The 16,505-nt window shown below is 65.4% G+C and carries 15 protein-coding genes; 10 read left to right on the forward strand and 5 right to left on the reverse strand.

Annotated elements, in window-relative coordinates:
• Nucleotides 1–65: 65 nt before the first annotated feature.
• A complete protein-coding gene (locus tag S101446_RS13925) occupies nt 66–689 on the reverse strand; it encodes a ferritin-like domain-containing protein (protein WP_087608610.1) in 624 nt (207 codons plus the stop codon).
• Between the two features lie 188 nt (nt 690–877).
• Between S101446_RS13925 and S101446_RS13930 the strand changes: the two genes are divergently transcribed.
• Nucleotides 878–1,552 (forward strand): GntR family transcriptional regulator, encoded by a 675-nt coding sequence (locus tag S101446_RS13930; RefSeq protein ID WP_010507109.1) that lies wholly within the window; start codon nt 878–880, stop codon nt 1,550–1,552.
• Between the two features lie 27 nt (nt 1,553–1,579).
• Here the strand turns inward: S101446_RS13930 and minE are convergent, their stop codons facing one another.
• The 3 genes from minE to minC all read right to left on the reverse strand — a co-directional run bounded on the left by minE (nt 1,580) and on the right by minC (nt 3,516).
• Nucleotides 1,580–1,855, reverse strand: a complete 276-nt coding sequence (gene minE / locus S101446_RS13935; protein WP_010507107.1) for a cell division topological specificity factor MinE — start codon at nt 1,853–1,855, stop codon at nt 1,580–1,582.
• Nucleotides 1,855–2,667, reverse strand: a complete 813-nt coding sequence (gene minD, locus S101446_RS13940; RefSeq protein WP_019085234.1) for a septum site-determining protein MinD — start codon at nt 2,665–2,667, stop codon at nt 1,855–1,857. The genes minE and minD overlap by 1 nt, the downstream gene beginning before the upstream one ends.
• 114 nt (nt 2,668–2,781) lie before the next feature.
• Nucleotides 2,782–3,516, reverse strand: a complete 735-nt coding sequence (gene minC, locus S101446_RS13945; RefSeq protein WP_019091689.1) for a septum site-determining protein MinC — start codon at nt 3,514–3,516, stop codon at nt 2,782–2,784.
• Between the two features lie 166 nt (nt 3,517–3,682).
• Between minC and fzlA the strand changes: the two genes are divergently transcribed.
• The 7 genes from fzlA (at nt 3,683) to S101446_RS13980 (ending at nt 12,729) form a co-directional block, all read left to right on the forward strand.
• Complete coding sequence (gene fzlA / locus S101446_RS13950) at nt 3,683–4,351, forward strand: FtsZ-binding protein FzlA (protein WP_087608611.1); 669 nt, start codon at nt 3,683–3,685, stop codon at nt 4,349–4,351.
• Nucleotides 4,352–4,355: 4 nt separating this feature from the next.
• Nucleotides 4,356–5,588: a BaiN/RdsA family NAD(P)/FAD-dependent oxidoreductase gene (locus S101446_RS13955; protein WP_053323505.1), complete on the forward strand. Its 1,233-nt coding sequence runs from the start codon at nt 4,356–4,358 to the stop codon at nt 5,586–5,588.
• Nucleotides 5,588–6,964: an MBOAT family O-acyltransferase gene (locus tag S101446_RS13960; protein ID WP_167376443.1), complete on the forward strand. Its 1,377-nt coding sequence runs from the start codon at nt 5,588–5,590 to the stop codon at nt 6,962–6,964. The genes S101446_RS13955 and S101446_RS13960 overlap by 1 nt, the downstream gene beginning before the upstream one ends.
• A gap of 122 nt (nt 6,965–7,086) precedes the next feature.
• Nucleotides 7,087–8,475, forward strand: a complete 1,389-nt coding sequence (locus S101446_RS13965; protein WP_087608613.1) for a replication-associated recombination protein A — start codon at nt 7,087–7,089, stop codon at nt 8,473–8,475.
• A complete protein-coding gene (locus S101446_RS13970) occupies nt 8,472–9,449 on the forward strand; it encodes an RluA family pseudouridine synthase (protein WP_010507095.1) in 978 nt (325 codons plus the stop codon). Before S101446_RS13965 ends, S101446_RS13970 begins: the two co-directional genes overlap by 4 nt.
• Before the next feature lie 32 nt (nt 9,450–9,481).
• A complete protein-coding gene (locus S101446_RS13975; protein ID WP_087608614.1) occupies nt 9,482–11,959 on the forward strand; it encodes an AsmA family protein in 2,478 nt (825 codons plus the stop codon).
• Nucleotides 11,956–12,729, forward strand: coding sequence for an ATP12 family chaperone protein (locus tag S101446_RS13980; protein ID WP_019085239.1), 774 nt, complete (start codon nt 11,956–11,958; stop codon nt 12,727–12,729). The genes S101446_RS13975 and S101446_RS13980 overlap by 4 nt, the downstream gene beginning before the upstream one ends.
• Nucleotides 12,730–12,865: 136 nt before the next feature.
• On the opposite strand, the gene ispF is transcribed toward S101446_RS13980, so the two are convergent.
• Nucleotides 12,866–14,035 (reverse strand): 2-C-methyl-D-erythritol 2,4-cyclodiphosphate synthase, encoded by a 1,170-nt coding sequence (gene ispF, locus S101446_RS13985; RefSeq protein WP_087608894.1) that lies wholly within the window; start codon nt 14,033–14,035, stop codon nt 12,866–12,868.
• 237 nt (nt 14,036–14,272) lie between these two features.
• Between ispF and dusB the strand changes: the two genes are divergently transcribed.
• Both dusB and S101446_RS13995 read left to right on the forward strand, forming a co-directional pair.
• Nucleotides 14,273–15,334, forward strand: coding sequence for a tRNA dihydrouridine synthase DusB (gene dusB, locus S101446_RS13990; protein WP_182356385.1), 1,062 nt, complete (start codon nt 14,273–14,275; stop codon nt 15,332–15,334).
• 2 nt (nt 15,335–15,336) lie between these two features.
• Nucleotides 15,337–16,476, forward strand: a complete 1,140-nt coding sequence (locus tag S101446_RS13995; protein WP_010507086.1) for a two-component system sensor histidine kinase NtrB — start codon at nt 15,337–15,339, stop codon at nt 16,474–16,476.
• The last annotated feature ends 29 nt before the right edge of the window (nt 16,477–16,505 follow it).

Below are 16,505 nucleotides of genomic sequence, written 5' to 3' on the forward strand. Positions count from 1 at the left end.
CCGGTCCGTCCGGGGCAGGGTGGGCGCATGTGGGGCAGGCGGCGGGATAGCTAGGCGGAAGAAGGTCAGGACTGCAGGAAGGGGCGGCCTTCGTGGGCGACCAGCAGGTCATGCATGTCGGTTGCGTGTTCTTCTTCTTCCGCAAGGATCTTTTCAAGCATGATCCGCGTTGTGGGATCATGGTCGGCGAAATAACGGATCAGTTCGCGATAATGTTCGATGACCAGACGTTCGGCCACAAGGTTCTGGCGCACCATTTCAATCAGGTTGCCGCCATTGCCATATTCGGTGGCGGACCGGGTCGCCAGTCCTTCGGGCGACAGGTTCGGCACGCCGCCAAGCTGGTCGATGCGGTCGGCCGCCCACATCATGTGGGCCCGTTCTTCCTTGGCGTGGGTCGCGAATTCGCTGGAAACACTTTCGCTGGTAATGCCCGTGACGGAAATGGAATGCATGGTATAGCGCAGCACGCATACAAGTTCGGTCGCAACGACAGTCTGCAGCAGGTCGATCGCGGTCTGGACATTGCCCTGGTACGCGGGGGTAAGGGCCCCTTTTTCAATTGCTTTCTTCGCGCGTTCACGCAGGGTCTGCACATCGGTCAGGAACGTATTTTCGGCTGCATCGGACATGATGCTCTCCTTGTCGGTTTCGGGCATGCGCGTGGTGGCATGTCCGTTACGGATCATTGCTGGTCCTAACGGGCCGACAGGAAAGAGGTTCCCCCACAAGGCGGTTTTGGGGGTGGATCGGCCCGCAGGCAGCCTAAATGCGGCAAAAATGGTTTTTTCGTTGCGTCAGGCGTTGCCATTCACGGCCAGATCATTATTGATCGATATAAATAAGACCTATTTGCATTAAGGATGAAGTAAACGGCATGGTATCATTCAGCGCAGGCCAGTCTGAAAAGCTTCCCCGCCGCGCGTTGAGCGACGACGCCTATGACCACGTGCGTCGTGGGCTGATCCGCAGCCGTTATCGCTCGGGCGAGCGGCTGGTATTGCGGCCGCTGGCGGCGGAACTGGGGCTTAGTCCCACCCCCGTGCGTGAGGCGCTGCTGCGGCTTGTGTCCGAACATGCGCTGGAACTCAATGATCGCAATACCGCCGTCGTGCCCGCCATGACCCAGCGCAGCTTTGCCGAAATCCATGACCTGCGCGTTGACCTGGAAATGCGTCTTGCCGCCGCTGCGGCCCGGCGCGCATCCGATCATGGGATCGAGGCACTGGTCATCCTGCAGCAGCAGTTCATGAACGCATCGCACGCGGGTGACGATGGCGGCATGGCGGCCTTCAACGCGGATTTCCATACCACGGTGGCAACATTGGCCGAACTGCCGCTGACCGCGACGATCCTGCGCAACCTGTGGATGCGCATCGGACCGATCTATGCCCTGTCGCGGCCCATGATCCAGATGCAGCATGAAGGGCGCACCCACCCGCATGACGACCTGATCGCGGCATTGCGCCAGCGTGACGTGGCGGCGGCGCAGGCGGCGGTCACGCGTGATTTCGAACACGCGCGCCGCTGGATCGAACCCCGCCTGTCCTGACGGGGCATGACCCGGCCGGGCGCGTCCTTACGGGCGGCCCGGCGTGCGGATCTGCGGCACCTCGATGTCGATTTCCAGCATCGAGACTGAATTGCCACGGTCCAGCTTCACCTGCACCTTTTCCTGCTCGACGGGAATGTGCCGCTTGATGACTTCAAGGATTTCCGCCTGCAGCTTGGACAGGAGGTCGGATTCATTGCCGTCTCCCGTCCGTTCATGCGCTAGCAGGATCTGCAACCTGTCGCGGGCGACAGGGGCGGATGTTTTCGTGCCGCGGCCAAATAGGGTATCAAACAGGCCCATCAGCTTTTCCCCTTGAACAGGCGCGCCAGCAGGCCCTTGCGTTCGGTCGGGACCGTGATTTCCAGTTTCTCGCCTTCCAGCCGGCGCGCGGCTTCGGCATAGGCGCGGGCAGGCGGGCTGTCAGGGCTGCTTAACGTCACCGGCGCGCCCAGGTTCGATGCGCGCAGCACTTCCTCGCTTTCGGGAATGATGCCCAGCAGCGGGATGGACAGGATTTCCAGCACGTCCTCGATCCGCAGCATCTCGCCGCGCGCCGCGCGCGCCGGGTCATAGCGGGTCAGCAGCAGGTGCTTTTCGATCTTGCCGCCGCCCTTCGCCTTTTCGGTCGTGCTGTCCAGCATCCCGATGATCCGGTCACTGTCGCGCACGGATGATACTTCGGGGTTGGTCACGACAATGGCGTGGTCGGCATGGTACATGGCCAGCTGCGCGCCGCGTTCGATCCCGGCCGGGCTGTCACAGATCACCCAGTCGAACTTCTCCCGCAGTTCCTGCATGACGCGGGCGACCCCTTCGGCGGTCAGGGCGTCCTTGTCGCGCGTCTGGGACGCGGGCAGGATGGACAGTGTCTCGATGCGCTTGTCACGGATCAGCGCCTGCGACAGCTTGGCGTCGCCCTGGATCACGTTGATCAGGTCGAACACGACCCGCCGTTCGGCCCCCATCACAAGGTCGAGGTTACGGAGGCCCACGTCAAAATCAACCACGACGACATTCTGCCCGGTCTGCGCCAGCGAGGCGCCCAATGCGGCGGTTGACGTGGTCTTTCCGACGCCACCCTTGCCGGATGTGACAACCAGAACTTTTGCCATTGAGGTACCTGTTTGTCCGCTTTTAGGAGGTGTTTTCTTGTTCATGACCTGATGGATACGGTTGGATGGGTGGGCGCGCCTGAGGAGCGCGACGGGGGGCTTTCGGACGCCTGTCTAGCGTTTGCGTACGGGAAAGACAGGTGGCACCAGCGGCTGGACCACAAGTGTGTCATTAGTGAGGACGATCTGTGCAGGTTTTTCAACATATTGCGGATCAATTTCCTCCGCCGTTATGTAATATCCGTCAATCGCCAGCAGTTCCGCCTGCATGGAATGGGCGAATATCCGGGCGTGGGGCTGCCCGTTCATGCCCGCGATGGCGCGGCCACGCAGCGGGCCATAGATATGGATCGACCCGCCCGCCGTCACTTCCGCGCCCGACCCGACGGAGCCGATGACGATGACATCGCCATCGGGGTTCATGATCACCTGCCCCGAACGTATGGGCTGTTCGATTATCATGGATGACCCGCGTGGCGGCTGCGGCTGCACGGGCGCTGCGTCATCGGGTATGTCGACCGCCCCCGACGCGCGCCCGCCCATGAACCCCGATGGCCAGTCCCATCCCGCGCAGGCGGGCCATGAGGCATCGCCGCCTTCTATGCCGATGATGCGGATGCCACGCGCGCACAGCGCGGGATAGAGTTCGGCCAGTCCCTCCGTCGTGGCGTCAAGCAGGGACAGGTCAAGAATGACCGGCTTGCCGGCGAAGAATGTGCTCGATCGCGCGATCTGCGCATCAAGCCCGGCCAGCCAGTCGGCCAGGACGGGTTCGGGTGACAGCACCAGGGCAAGGAACGACCGCCCGCGTGCGCGGATTTTCGGTGGGGGACGCAGTTCGTCGGGCAACGTTATCCTGTCCTGTCTGGTGAATGGGGCGTGTTGTTTCAGCTACCGTGTCAGGCCGTCACTGTCGAGGGAAGGATGCGCCATTCACCCGCCATGCAGCCATACTTTTTCATGCCTGCGCACTCGGGGCTTGGCGAAGGGCGGGACAATGCAATAAAGCGGGAACATGCGCATCCTGTATCACCTTCCCCTTTCCCCCTATTCCCGCAAGGTCCGCCTCGTGCTGGGGGAAAAGCGGTTGCCGTTTGAACTCAAGACCGAGCGGGTATGGGAACGCCGTCCCGAATACCTTGACCGCAACCCGGCCGGCACGGTGCCCATGCTACAGGAAAGCAACGGGCTGTGCATTCCCGATTCGTGGGTGATCTGCGAATATCTGGAGGAAGCCTATCCCGACACCCCGCTGCTGGGTCGTACGCTGGCCGAACGGGTGGAAGTGCGCCGGCTGGTGGTCTGGTTCGATGAAAAATTCGGGGCCGAGGTCTCGCGCAATCTGCTTAATGAAAAGGTGATGAAGCGTATTTCGGGCAAGGGCAATCCCGATGGCGCGGCCCTGCGTGCGGGCTATGCCAACATCCGCGTCCACCTGTCCTATATCGACTGGCTGGCGGAAACGCGGCAGTGGCTGGCGGGCAACATGCTGTCGATGGCGGATTTCTCCGCCGCCGCCCACCTGTCCTGCCTTGATTTCCTTGATGACGTGGACTGGTCGCGCGCGCCCGCGGCCAAGGACTGGTATGCCCGCGTCAAGAGCCGCCCGTGCTTCCGCGCCCTGCTGCAGGACCGCATCACCGGCTTCACCCCCCCCGCCCATTACGCGGATCTGGATTTCTAGGGACATGACAGCACATACTGCCGGTTTCAGCGCCATCGTGCTGGGGGCCGGGGCGGCGGGCCTCATGGCGGCCGCCACGGCGGGGCAGGCGGGCGCGCGGGTGCTGGTGCTGGACCATGCGCCCCATGCTGGCCGCAAGATCCTGATTTCCGGCGGGGGCCGGTGCAATTTTACCAATATGGATACGGGGCCGGGGCAGTTCCTGTCCGCCAACCCGCATTTCGCCAAATCGGCGCTGGCGCGCTATACGCCCGCCGATTTCGTGGACCTGGTGCGGCGCCATCGCATCCCGTGGCATGAAAAGGCGGCGGGCCAGCTGTTCTGTGACCGCTCGGCGCGCGATATCGTGGACATGCTGCGGCGTGAATGCGCGGCGGGACAGGTGGATGTCCGGGTGTCGCACCGGATCATCGACGTGGCGCGTGACGCGGGCGGACACTACCGGGTCGAGACGGACCACGGTACCTTCCATGCCCCAAGCCTGATTGTCGCAACCGGCGGCCTGTCGATTCCCAAGCTGGGGGCGACCGGCCTGGCCCACGATCTTGCGCGCCGGTTCGGGTTGCGTGTCGTGTCGCCCGCGCCCGCACTGGTGCCACTGACATTCGGCGCGCAGGACCGCGAATGGATGGAACCGCTGGCCGGGCTGTCTGTCACGGTCGGCATTACCTGCCATGCGGGGGAAGGGCGGCAGGCGCGCCAGGTTACCTTCCGTGACGGCATGGTCTTCACCCATCGTGGCCTGTCCGGTCCCGCCATCCTGCAGGCCTCGTCCTACTGGCAGCCGGGGCAGGTGCTGGATATCGACCTGCTGCCCGGCATCGATGCCACCAGCAGGCTGCTGGAAATCAAGCGCGACCGTCCGCGCGCGGGCGGGGTGGCCATGCTGTCCATGCTGCTGCCGCAGCGCCTGGCCCAGCTCATGGCGCAGGCGCACCTGCCTGACGGGCAGCTTGCGGGCATGCCCGATGCGGTGCTGGCCAATGTCGCCGGTGTCCTGTCGGGCTGGCGGCTCAACCCACATGGCACCGAAGGCTATGTGAAGGCCGAGGTCACGCGCGGCGGGGTGGATACGGACTGCCTGTCCTCGCGCGATATGCAGGCGCGTGACGTGCCCGGCCTGTTCATGGTTGGGGAAGCCGTGGACGTGACCGGCTGGCTGGGTGGCTACAATTTTCAATGGGCATGGGCCAGCGGCCATGCGGCGGGACAGGCGGTGGCGGAACGCGGCGGCTGATGCTGTTTGCCTCGCAGTCGTTCCTGGTTGTCTTCCTGCCGCTGGTACTCGGGCTGTATTACGCCGTGGGCGACAGCCGGGCCGCGCGGCAGGGCGTAATCATTGCAGCCTCCGTGCTGTTCTACGGATTGTGGGACTGGCGTTTCGTGCCGTTCTGGCTGGCGATGATCGGATTCAGCCAGATGGTCGCCATCATGTGGGGGCGGACAGGCCAGCGCCTGTGGCTGCGGGTGGGAATCGCGGGCAATATTGCCGTGCTGTTCGGCTTCAAATACGCCGACTGGCTGGTGGGCAGCGTAATGCACTGGATGGGACGGGACCATGTGGCGTGGCCCATCGTGCTGCCGCTGGGGCTGTCGTTTTTCGTGTTCCAGAAAATCTCCTACCTTGTCGATCTGGGACGGGGACAGGCGCGGGTGTACCGGCTGGCGGATTTCATGGAATTCGTCACGTTTTTCCCGCAGCTCGTGGCCGGTCCCATCGTGCGGCATAACGAACTGATCCCGCAGTTCGACGCCAGTCCCCGCAACGCCGCGATGTGGGAAAACCTGGGCCGGGGCGGGCTGCTGCTGCTGGTTGGCCTTGGCAAGAAAGTGGGGCTGGCCGACACACTGGGCACCATCTGCGCGCCGGTGTTTGATGCCGCCCACGCGGGTCATGTGCCCGGCATGGCGGCGGCATGGCTGGCGGCGGTGGCCTACATGCTGCAGATCTATTTCGATTTTTCGGGTTATTCCGACATGGCCATCGGCATGGCGCTGATGATGGGCATCCGCCTGCCATTCAATTTCAACGCGCCCTATGCGGCGGTTTCGGTGCGGGATTTCTGGCGGCGGTGGCACATGACGCTGTCGCGTTTCCTGCGTGACTACATCTATATCCCGCTGGGCGGAAACCGCTGCACGCCGCTGCGGCAGGCCGTCAACGTCATGGTCACCATGTGGCTGGCGGGCGTGTGGCACGGGGCGGGGTGGAATTTTGTCGTGTGGGGCCTGCTGCATGGCGCGGCGCTGGCGGTGGCCCATGTGTGGGACCGTGCGGGACGGACCATGCCGCGCGTGGGCGGGTATGTGCTGACCATGGGGTTCGTGCTGCTGACATGGGTGGTGTTCCGCGCGGCGGACCTTGCGACGGCAGGGCATATGCTGGGGGCGATGGCGGGGCTGCATGGCATGGGCGGGGCTGCGATCCGCCGCCCGGTCGTGCTGGGGCTGGCGGCGGCCGTGGCGGTGATCGGCCCGGCCTCGCAGCAGGTGGTGCTGGAACGCCTGCGGCCGACACCGTGGATGGCAGTGGCGGCAGGCATGGCCTTCGTGCTGCTGTTGTTCCTGATTGGCGGCCGACCGCCGGAACCCTTCATCTATTTCCAGTTCTGACATCGCGTGTCATGGCGGCATCGGGCATGTATTGTGTCGGTGGTACTGGTATTGAAGGGTAACAGTCCCCAGATTCAGTCATGGTCCGCCACATGGGACCGCTATGATACAGGCAGGAGCATATGGCAGGCAGGCGTGACAGCATGGATAACGGGCCAGCGGATCTGTTTGGCGGCCCGCCGCCACGGCAGGACGGGCGCGGCCCGGTCCCGTTTCCGGCCCATGAACCGAAAGTCGCCGCGCGCACCCAGCCACTGGCCGACCGCCTGCGCCCTGCAACGCTGGATGACGTGGTGGGGCAGGACCATCTGCTCGGGCCGCAGGGCAGCCTGCGGCAGATGCTTGCACGCGGGTCGCTGGCCAGCCTGATCCTGTGGGGTGGACCGGGTGTGGGCAAGACCACCATCGCCCGCCTGCTGGCCGATGCGGCGGGACTGCGCTTCGTGCAGCTTTCGGCGGTGTTTTCCGGCGTGGCCGACCTCAAGCGCGCGTTCGAGGACGCGCGGCGCACCAGTGCCAGTGGCGGCGGCACGTTATTGTTCGTTGATGAAATTCACCGTTTCAACCGCGCGCAGCAGGACGGTTTCCTGCCGGTGGTGGAAGATGGCACGGTCGTGCTGGTCGGGGCCACGACGGAAAACCCGTCCTTTGCGCTGAACAGCGCGCTGCTGTCGCGCTGCCAGGTGCTGGTGCTGCACCGTCTGGATGACGCGGCGATGGAAAAGCTGCTGGAACGTGCCGAGCTTGCTACCGGCACGACCCTGCCGCTGACGTCCGAAGCCCGCGCCACCCTGCGCGCCATGGCCGATGGGGACGGGCGCTACCTGCTGAACATGGTCGAGCAGCTTCTGGCCCTGCCACCGCAGAAGGCGCCGCTGGACCCCGCCGCCCTGTCCAGCCTGCTGGCGCGCCGCGCGGCGCTGTATGACAAGGATCGCGAGGAACATTACAACCTGATTTCCGCGCTGCATAAATCCATGCGCGGATCAGACCCGGATGCCGCGCTGTACTGGTTCGCCCGCATGCTGGAAGGGGGCGAGGACCCGCGCTATATCGCCCGCCGCCTGACCCGCTTCGCCGCCGAGGACGTGGGCATGGCCGACCCGCAGGCCCTGCCGCTGGCGGTCGCGGCGTGGGAGACATTCGAACGGCTGGGATCGCCGGAGGGGGAACTGGCGCTGGCGCAGCTTGTGGTGCATCTGGCCACCGCCCCCAAATCCAACGCGGTGTACAAGGGCTACAACATGGCCCGCCGGGCCGCGCGCGCCACCGGCAGCCTGATGCCGCCGGCCCATATCCTCAACGCGCCGACCACGCTCATGAAGGATATCGGCTACGGCAAGGGCTACGAATACGACCATGATACGGAAGGTGGCATATCGGGCCAGAACTACTTCCCCGATGGCATGCGCCGCCCGAAACTGTACCAGCCCACCGGGCGCGGATATGAACGCGAAGTGGCGCGACGACTGGACAGTTGGAACAGAGTGCGCGAAAGCCGTGGGTCATGAGTGTCGTTACCCTTACCGTCAGCGATGACGAAGCCGATATCCGCCTCGACCGCTGGTTCCGCAGGCATTACCCCCACCTGACGCAGGGTGCGCTGCAGAAGCTGTGCCGAACGGGACAGGTGCGCGTGGATGGCAGGCGTGCCACCGCTGCCACCCGTCTGGCCCCGGGACAGGCCGTGCGCGTGCCGCCCATACCCAATGCCAGCCGCCCGCCGCCACTGGCGGTCAAGCCTCTGGACGCGCGGCAGGTACGTGAAATCAACCAGATGGTCGTTTACCGCGATGACCACGTGATCGTGCTGAACAAGCCCGCAGGCATCGCGGTACAGGGCGGGCCGGGCATCACGCACCATATTGACGCGCTGCTCGATGGCCTGCGCGACAGCCCCGACGACCCGCGCCCGCGCCTGGTCCACCGCATTGACCGCGATACGTCCGGGCTGCTGCTGGTTGCACGCACACCCGGGGTTGCGGCCAAGCTGGCGGCGGCGTTCCGTGGCCGTGACGTACACAAGGTTTACTGGGCCGTTGTCGTGGGCCGCCCCAGCCCGGCCACGGGCATCATCGACCAGCCGCTGACCAAGCTGGGCGCGGGGGCGGGCGCCATCAGCGTCGTGGCCGAACGGGGCGATGCGGACGCGGTGCATGCCCTGTCGGAATACGAGGTGCTGGATGCGGCGGGACGCAAGCTGTCATGGCTGGCGCTTTCGCCGCTGACGGGCCGCACCCACCAGTTGCGCGTGCATTGCGAGGCACTGGGCAACCCCATACTGGGTGATCCGAAATATGGCGGTGACATAGCGCATGTCACGGGTTTTACGGATAAGCTACACCTGCATGCCCGCAGGCTGGAAATACCGCATCCGGCCGGTGGCACGCTGATGGTCGAGGCGGACCTGCCCCCTCACATGCGTGAGACATTCCGGCAGATCGGTTTTGTCGCACCCGCCACGGCACAGCCCCGCCGCAGCTAGCGCGGCCCGAATGGTACAGGACAGGAATTGAAATGGCACAGAACGGAAATGCACGGCGCATACTCCTCGGCTCGGTCGCGGCGCTGGTCGTGATCGCGGGGGGGGCCGGACTTGCGGTCAAGTCCATGCTGGACCCTGACGCGCTGCGCACCAAGGCCATTGCCGCGATTGAAAAGCAGACCGGCCGCAAGGTGCGCATGGGGGGACTGGAACTGCATGTCCTTCCGACCCTGTCACTGTCGGTCAGTGATGTCGGGCTGTCGGACATGGCCGGTGGCGCCTATACCGACATGGTGACGGCGGACAAGCTGCAGGCCAGCATGGGGTTGATGGCGCTGCTGCACCATGAAATCCGGCTGGAGGACCTGAAGCTGGTCCACCCCGTGGTTCATCTGGAACGCACGGACAAGGGGCAGGCCAACTGGCGGCTCTCACCCGACAGCGCGCAGGCCACCGCAACGCCTGACGCCAGGACTGCGCAGGCCGCGTCCGACTGGAAGGTGCAGATCGGCAGCATTCGCATAAGCAATGCCGACCTTGACTGGGACGACCGGATGTCGGGCAGTAAGGGCAAGGTGGTGCTGGACCACATCAACCTGTCCGACGTTGATGGCGCGAAGCCCGAGATCGACGTGGCGGGCCATAATGACAACGGCAGCTTCACGCTGGCGGGTCATACGGGCGCCATCAACCTGACATCCACCGCGCGGGCGGGCTGGCCGGTTGCGTTGCAGGCGGCGTTCAGGGCTGGCGGGCAGCAGGTGGGGCAGATGGCGGTGGATGGCACCGTGGCCGACCCCGACCACATGAAGGGCTACAACATCAGTCTGGATGGCAATATCGCCAGCCTGAAGGCGATCGAGGCATTCGTCCCCGGCCTGAGCCTGCCGGATGTGCGGCGGCTGTCGCTCAAGGCCAATGTGGTGGATGGCAGCGCCGCGGACAAGGAAGGCAGCACGCCGCTGCTCAATTCCCTGCATCTGGACACGGGCGCGGTGGATGCCGGGCAGTACCTGTCCGGCCTGACGCTGCAGGGGCTGTCGGTTGACGCGCCGGGGCCGAAGGACGCCGTGACCATCCGCAGCCAGGGCACGTGGCAGGGGCAGGGACTGAAACTGTCCGGCACGCTGGGATCGCTGCAGCAGGTGGAGCAGGCGGCGCTGTCGCATCTGGCTGACCCCCTGCCGCTGTCGCTGGACCTGTCGGGTGATCCGGGCAGCCTGCGTGTCGCGGGCACGCTGGGCGGGTCGCGCGCGGTGGTGAATGTCAATGCATCGGCTGGCAAGCTGCCGCTGCCCAATGGTGCCGTGATCGACCACCTGGAAGCCTCGACCCATCTGGTCAGCGAGGATAATGGCGCGCATTTCCAGCTTTCGGATATTGCGGTCAAGAGCACGCAGGTCTCCCTCAAGGGGGCGCTCGACCTGTCGGTTCATGGTGGCCATGCGGGCGTGCCGCTGGTCAGTGGCGCGATTGACGCAAGCTGGGTGAATGCGGATGCCCTGATGGGTAACACCAACGCCACCAAGGCCGATGCCAGCACTGTCACGCCTGCGAATGGCAAGGGCAGTGATGAAACGCTGCCGTTCGACCGGCTGCGCAAGCTGGATGCGGACCTGCGCCTGACCGTGGCGCAGCTGGAATTCGAGGGTGATGAATACCACAACGCCCTGACCCATATCAGCCTGCGGAACGGGCTGCTGAAGGTTGACCCGCTACAGGCCGAAGGCACGGGCCGCCGCCTGTCGGGCCAGTTCGAGGTCGATGCATCGGGCAGCGTGCCCACCGTATCGGGCACGATCGGCACGCTGGTGCTGCCGGCGACATGGCTCGAAAGCAAGGCGGGCCTGTCCAACATGGTGCAGGGTGCGTTGCAGGTCGTGGGTGAAGTGCGCACGCAGGGCAATACCGCGACCGAACTGCGCACCGGCATGACCGGGCACCTTGGCGTGTCCATGGTCAATGGCACGGTCAGCGGCAGCGCGCTGGGCGAACTGCTGGGGGATGCGGCGCGTGGCGCGCTGGGTTCCGGCCCGATCGCGCTGCGCTGCTTCGGCCTGCACATGAACATGGCGGACAAGAAGGCGAATGTGGACACCATCGGCGTGCAGACCAATGCATTGACCGTGACCGGCAAGGGCACGGTGGGCATGGTGTCGCATGACCTGGACCTGCATCTTGTGCCGCAGGTCATGATCGGTGGCACCGGGGCCACCGTGCCGCTGCGCGTGGGGGGAACGCTTTCGTCCCCGCGTCCCAAGATGGATGGCGGCGCGGATGGCCGTTACGCCATCGGCCTGCTGCTGGGCGGGTCGGACAGCAAGGCAGTGGCCGATCCGTGCCCCGCGACGCTGAAGGTCGCGCGTGAAGGGCAGGCCGGGCCCGAACCCACGACGGCGGCGCCCAAGGCGCAGTCCTCTGGCGCCGCGGGCCTGCTGGGCAATTCCAAGTCCTCGCCGGATGTGAAGAAGGCGGCTGGCCTGCTGAAGGGGCTGGGTATCCTGAAATGACGCAGGGCAACGGGATGAAGGAGGGGGTACGCCCCCCCACGCCCCAGACACAGGGCAGGCGAAAGCGGTTCTGGGTACAGGCCGCCGCCCGTCCGGCGGAGGGGGGCTTCAGCGTCGCGCTTGACGGCCGCGGCATCCGCCTGCCCGGTGGGACGCCACTCTGTGTCGCGTCGCGCGCGCTGGCCGGCGCGATTGCCGATGAATGGGCGCATGCCGGTGGGGAAAAGGGGGGTGATTTCACCCCCGATGACCTGCCGTTGACCCGTATTGCCGGCACGATGATCGAACGTGTCGCCCCGGACCCGGCAGCGCAGGTGACCGCCCTGCTGCAGTATGTGGATGGGGAACTGCTGTGCTACCGCGCGGATCATCCCGCCCTGCTATGTGAACGTCAGAAGGCGGAATGGGATCCGCAGCTTGCGTGGCTGCATGCGCGCCATGGCATCGACATGGCGGTGACGCAGGGCATCATGCCCCTGTCGCAGTCGCCGGCGGTGCAGGCGGCGTGGCGTGGCATACTGGAAAAGATGGATAATCCCACGCTTGCGGCGCTGGGGGTAATGGTGCCCGCCATGAAAAGCATCGTGCTGGGCCTGGCGGTCGTGACCGGCGCGCTGCCCCCCGCGAAGGCGGCCGAGGTCGCGTCCGTGGATGAACGCACCCAGATGGATATATGGGGCAGGGATGACAAACAGGTCGAAAGCCTGCGTCTGCTGGCCCTTGAGGTCACGGACGCATCGCGTTTCCTGCGCCTGTGCCATATGACCTGAACAGGTCGAAGTTTCCGGGTGCCGTTTTTTTCCAAAAAGGCAGCGTTCCCTGAAGCCTTTTGCAAAAGGCTTCACCAGAAACTTCTTTCGGAATGCAAGACGGCCCGGCGTTACACCGGGCCGTTTTTTTTGGTGCTCAGGGCACCAGAACCGTGGCGCTGGCCAGGCAGGCGATTCCTTCCTCGCGCCCGGTAAAGCCAAGGCGTTCGGAGGTCGTGGCCTTGACCGAGATCCGGCCCACATCAACCTTCAGCAGTTCCGCCAGGCGCGCGCGCATCGCTTCCGAATGCGGGCCGATCTTGGGCCGTTCACAGATCAGGGTCACGTCGGCATTGACCAGCATGCCGCCGCGCTGGCGGATGCGCTCACCCGCATGGACCAGAAAGCGCGCGCTGTCGGCGTCCTTCCACTCGTTCTTGCTGGGCGGGAAATGGCGGCCGATGTCACCTTCCGCCAGTGCGCCGTAAATGGCGTCGCACAGGGCATGGATGCCCACATCCGCATCCGAATGACCCGCGAGGCCACGCGTGTGCGGCACGTTGATGCCGCACATGATCAGGGGCCGGTTTTCGGCAAAGGCATGCACGTCGTAGCCCGTGCCGGTGCGCGGCAGCAGGGTCGGGCCGATCAGGCGTTCCAGGCGCACCAGATCCTCCTTGTAGGTCAGTTTGATGTTGTCTTCCGAACCGGGGACGATGGCCACGTGGTGTCCCGCCTGTTCCAGCAGGGCGGCGTCATCGGTGGCATCCGCGGCACTGGCCGCGCGGTGCAGGTCACGCAGCAGCGCGAAACGGAAACCCTGTGGCGTCTGGGCGCGGAACAGGTCGGTGCGGGGCACGGTATCGGTAATGATGCCGTCCTTCGCGCGCTTGATGGTGTCGGCCACCGGCACGGCGGGAATGACGCCCGCATGCTTTTCCAGCGCGGCGATCACGCCCTGCGTCACCTCGGCTGGCACATAGGGCCGCGCGCCGTCATGGATCAGCACCAGTTCGGGCCGCTCGTCTTCAGGCAGGCGGTCAAGGCCGTCCAGCCCCGCGCTGACGCTGGCCTGTCGCGTGGTTCCGCCCGGCACGACCGGCAGGACCGTGCAGCAGGGGGGGGCGAACCCCTCCAGCGCACCGGCCAGCAGGGCGGGATCGCCCACGGGCTGGATCATGCCCACATGGGGGGCAAGGGCATCCGCCGCGTGGCGGATGACGGGCCGCCCGCCGAGCGTGACATACTGCTTGGCGAGGGGTGTCGCGGTCTGGGCGCTGTACCGGCTGCCCTGGCCCGCGGCGAGAAGGATGGCTGCAACACGCATGATGCGGAGCAATGCGGCCATGTGGCCCGCGCGTCAAGCATTGAGCGTGGACAGGCCGGCCCGCGCGCGGACATGGGCTGGCATGAAAATGTTGCCCCAATGCACCGAACCTGATTGCACGGGGCGGCGGGAGAGGGTATTCTGCCTAAATCATAAGCATTATTGGTGGATATTGTAGCCGGCATGCCTTTCTGCCGCCATCGGGCGCGGCTGGGTTCCGGTGGGGAAGCGTGGTTCATGTCGTCTCAGCTGCTGTCGCCCATTGATCTGGGGGGTGGGGTCGTCCTTCAGGCGCCCGTCATTCTGGCGCCCATGGCCGGGGTGACCGACCTGCCGTTCCGCAGGCTGGCGCGCAGGCTGGGGGCGGGGCTGGTCGTGTCCGAAATGATCGCGTCATGGGCCATGATCCGCGAAAACGAAAACACCCTGCGCATGGCCGAAGTGGCGGATGACGGCCCCAATTCCGTGCAGCTGGCCGGGTGCGACCCCGAAGCGATGGGGCAGGCCGCGCGGATCGCGGTCGATCGCGGGGCGGATATCATCGACATCAATTTCGGCTGCCCGGTGAAAAAGGTGGCGGTGGGGCAGCTGGCCGGCTCCGCGCTGATGCGTGACGAGGCACAGGCCGGCCGCCTGCTGGAGGGCGTGGTGCGCGCGGTGGACGTGCCCGTGACACTGAAAATGCGCATGGGCTGGGACCATAACAGCCTGAATGCCCCCAGGCTTGCGCGGATTGCACAGGAATCGGGCATACGCATGGTGACGGTCCATGGCCGCACCCGGCAGCAGTTCTATAACGGCACGGCGGACTGGCATTTTGTGCGCAACGTGGTCGATGCGGTGGACCTGCCGGTTATCGTCAATGGCGATATCCTGACGGTGGAAGATGCCCGCGTGGCGCTGGAACGCTCCGGTGCGCGCGGCGTGATGATCGGACGTGGCTGCTATGGCCGCCCGTGGTTCCTGGCGCAGGTGGCGCGCGCGCTGGTGCATGGCGAAAACGTGCCCGAACCCGACCTTGCGGCGGAAAAGGCCATCGTGCTGGAACATTACGGCATGATGATCGACCATTTCGGCGCCCATCCCGGCCTGCGCCTCGCGCGCAAGCATGTGTCGTGGTATTCGGCGGGCCTGCCGGATTCCGCGGGTTTCCGTGCCGCCGTCAACCGGGTCGATACGGTGGATGCGGTCATCGGCATGATCCACGAATTCTATGACCGCCAGATTGAAGCGGGCAATGCGCGCGGGCCGCGCCCGTCCACCGTGGGAGCGGAAAGGGCCGCGGCACAGGCGGCATGAGGATGGGCCAGCCTTCCCCTGTCCCCCATGAGCCCTGCGCACCCGATAACGTGACGGGCAACGGGCGCGTGATCCTCGACTCGCTGGCGCTGCCGGTTGTGGTCGTGCGGGCGGATAACGCCATCGGATACGTGAACAGCGCGGCGGAGCCTTTTTTTGGCATGTCGCGCGCGCACCTGGTGCAGATGCGCCTGACGGACATCCTGCCCGGTGACAGCCCGCTGTTCCTGCTGATGGAACAGGTCCGTGCCGAGGATCATACGGTGGTCGAGCACGAGGTCACGCTGGAAAGTCCCCGCCTGCGCCATGACGGGGTGACGGTGCAGGGCGCGCCGGTCATGGAAGAACCCGGCTCGGTCGTACTGACCTTCCATGATTTTTCCGCTGTCCGCGTGCTGGACCGGCAGCTGACCTTCCGGTCCGCGGCGCGCAGTGTCGCGGGCATGGCGGCCATCCTCGCGCATGAGGTCAAGAACCCGCTATCGGGTATCCGGGGCGCGGCGCAGCTGCTGGAAACATCGGTGGGCGAATCCGACCGTGAGCTTGCGGTCCTGATCCAGGACGAGGTCAACCGCATCCGCGACCTCGTGGACCGGATGGACATGTTCAGCGACCGGCCGATCGAACGCAGGCCCGTCAATATCCACCGGGTGCTGGAACATGTGCGCAGGCTGGCGCAGCAGGGCTTTGCCGCCGATATCCGCTTTCATGAAGTCTATGACCCCTCCCTGCCGCCGGTGTGGGGCAATCGTGACCAGCTGGTTCAGGTGCTGCTCAATCTGGTGAAGAATGCGGCCGAGGCGCTGCATGCCAATCCCGATGATGCGGCCCCGCCAGAAATCACCCTGACCACCAGCTACCGGCCCGGCATCTGGGTTTCCACCGGGGCGGGCAGCCAGCGCGTACAGTTGCCGCTGCTGGTGTCGGTGCGGGACAACGGGCCGGGCATTCCCGAAAACATCCGGCCGCACCTGTTCGAACCCTTCCTGACAACCAAGACCACGGGCAGCGGGCTGGGACTGGCGCTGGCTGGCAAGATCGTGGGCGACCACGGCGGTGTGATCGAGGTGGAAAGCCAGCCCGGCCGCACCGAGGTCCTGCTGCACCTGCCCGTCGTGACCGAGGGCCGGGACACGCCCTGATGTTCCCCCACTGGACCTGAGAGATTTAT

The sequence above is a fragment of the Komagataeibacter europaeus genome, from assembly GCF_002173515.1.
Classification (GTDB): Bacteria; Pseudomonadota; Alphaproteobacteria; order Acetobacterales; family Acetobacteraceae; genus Komagataeibacter; species Komagataeibacter europaeus.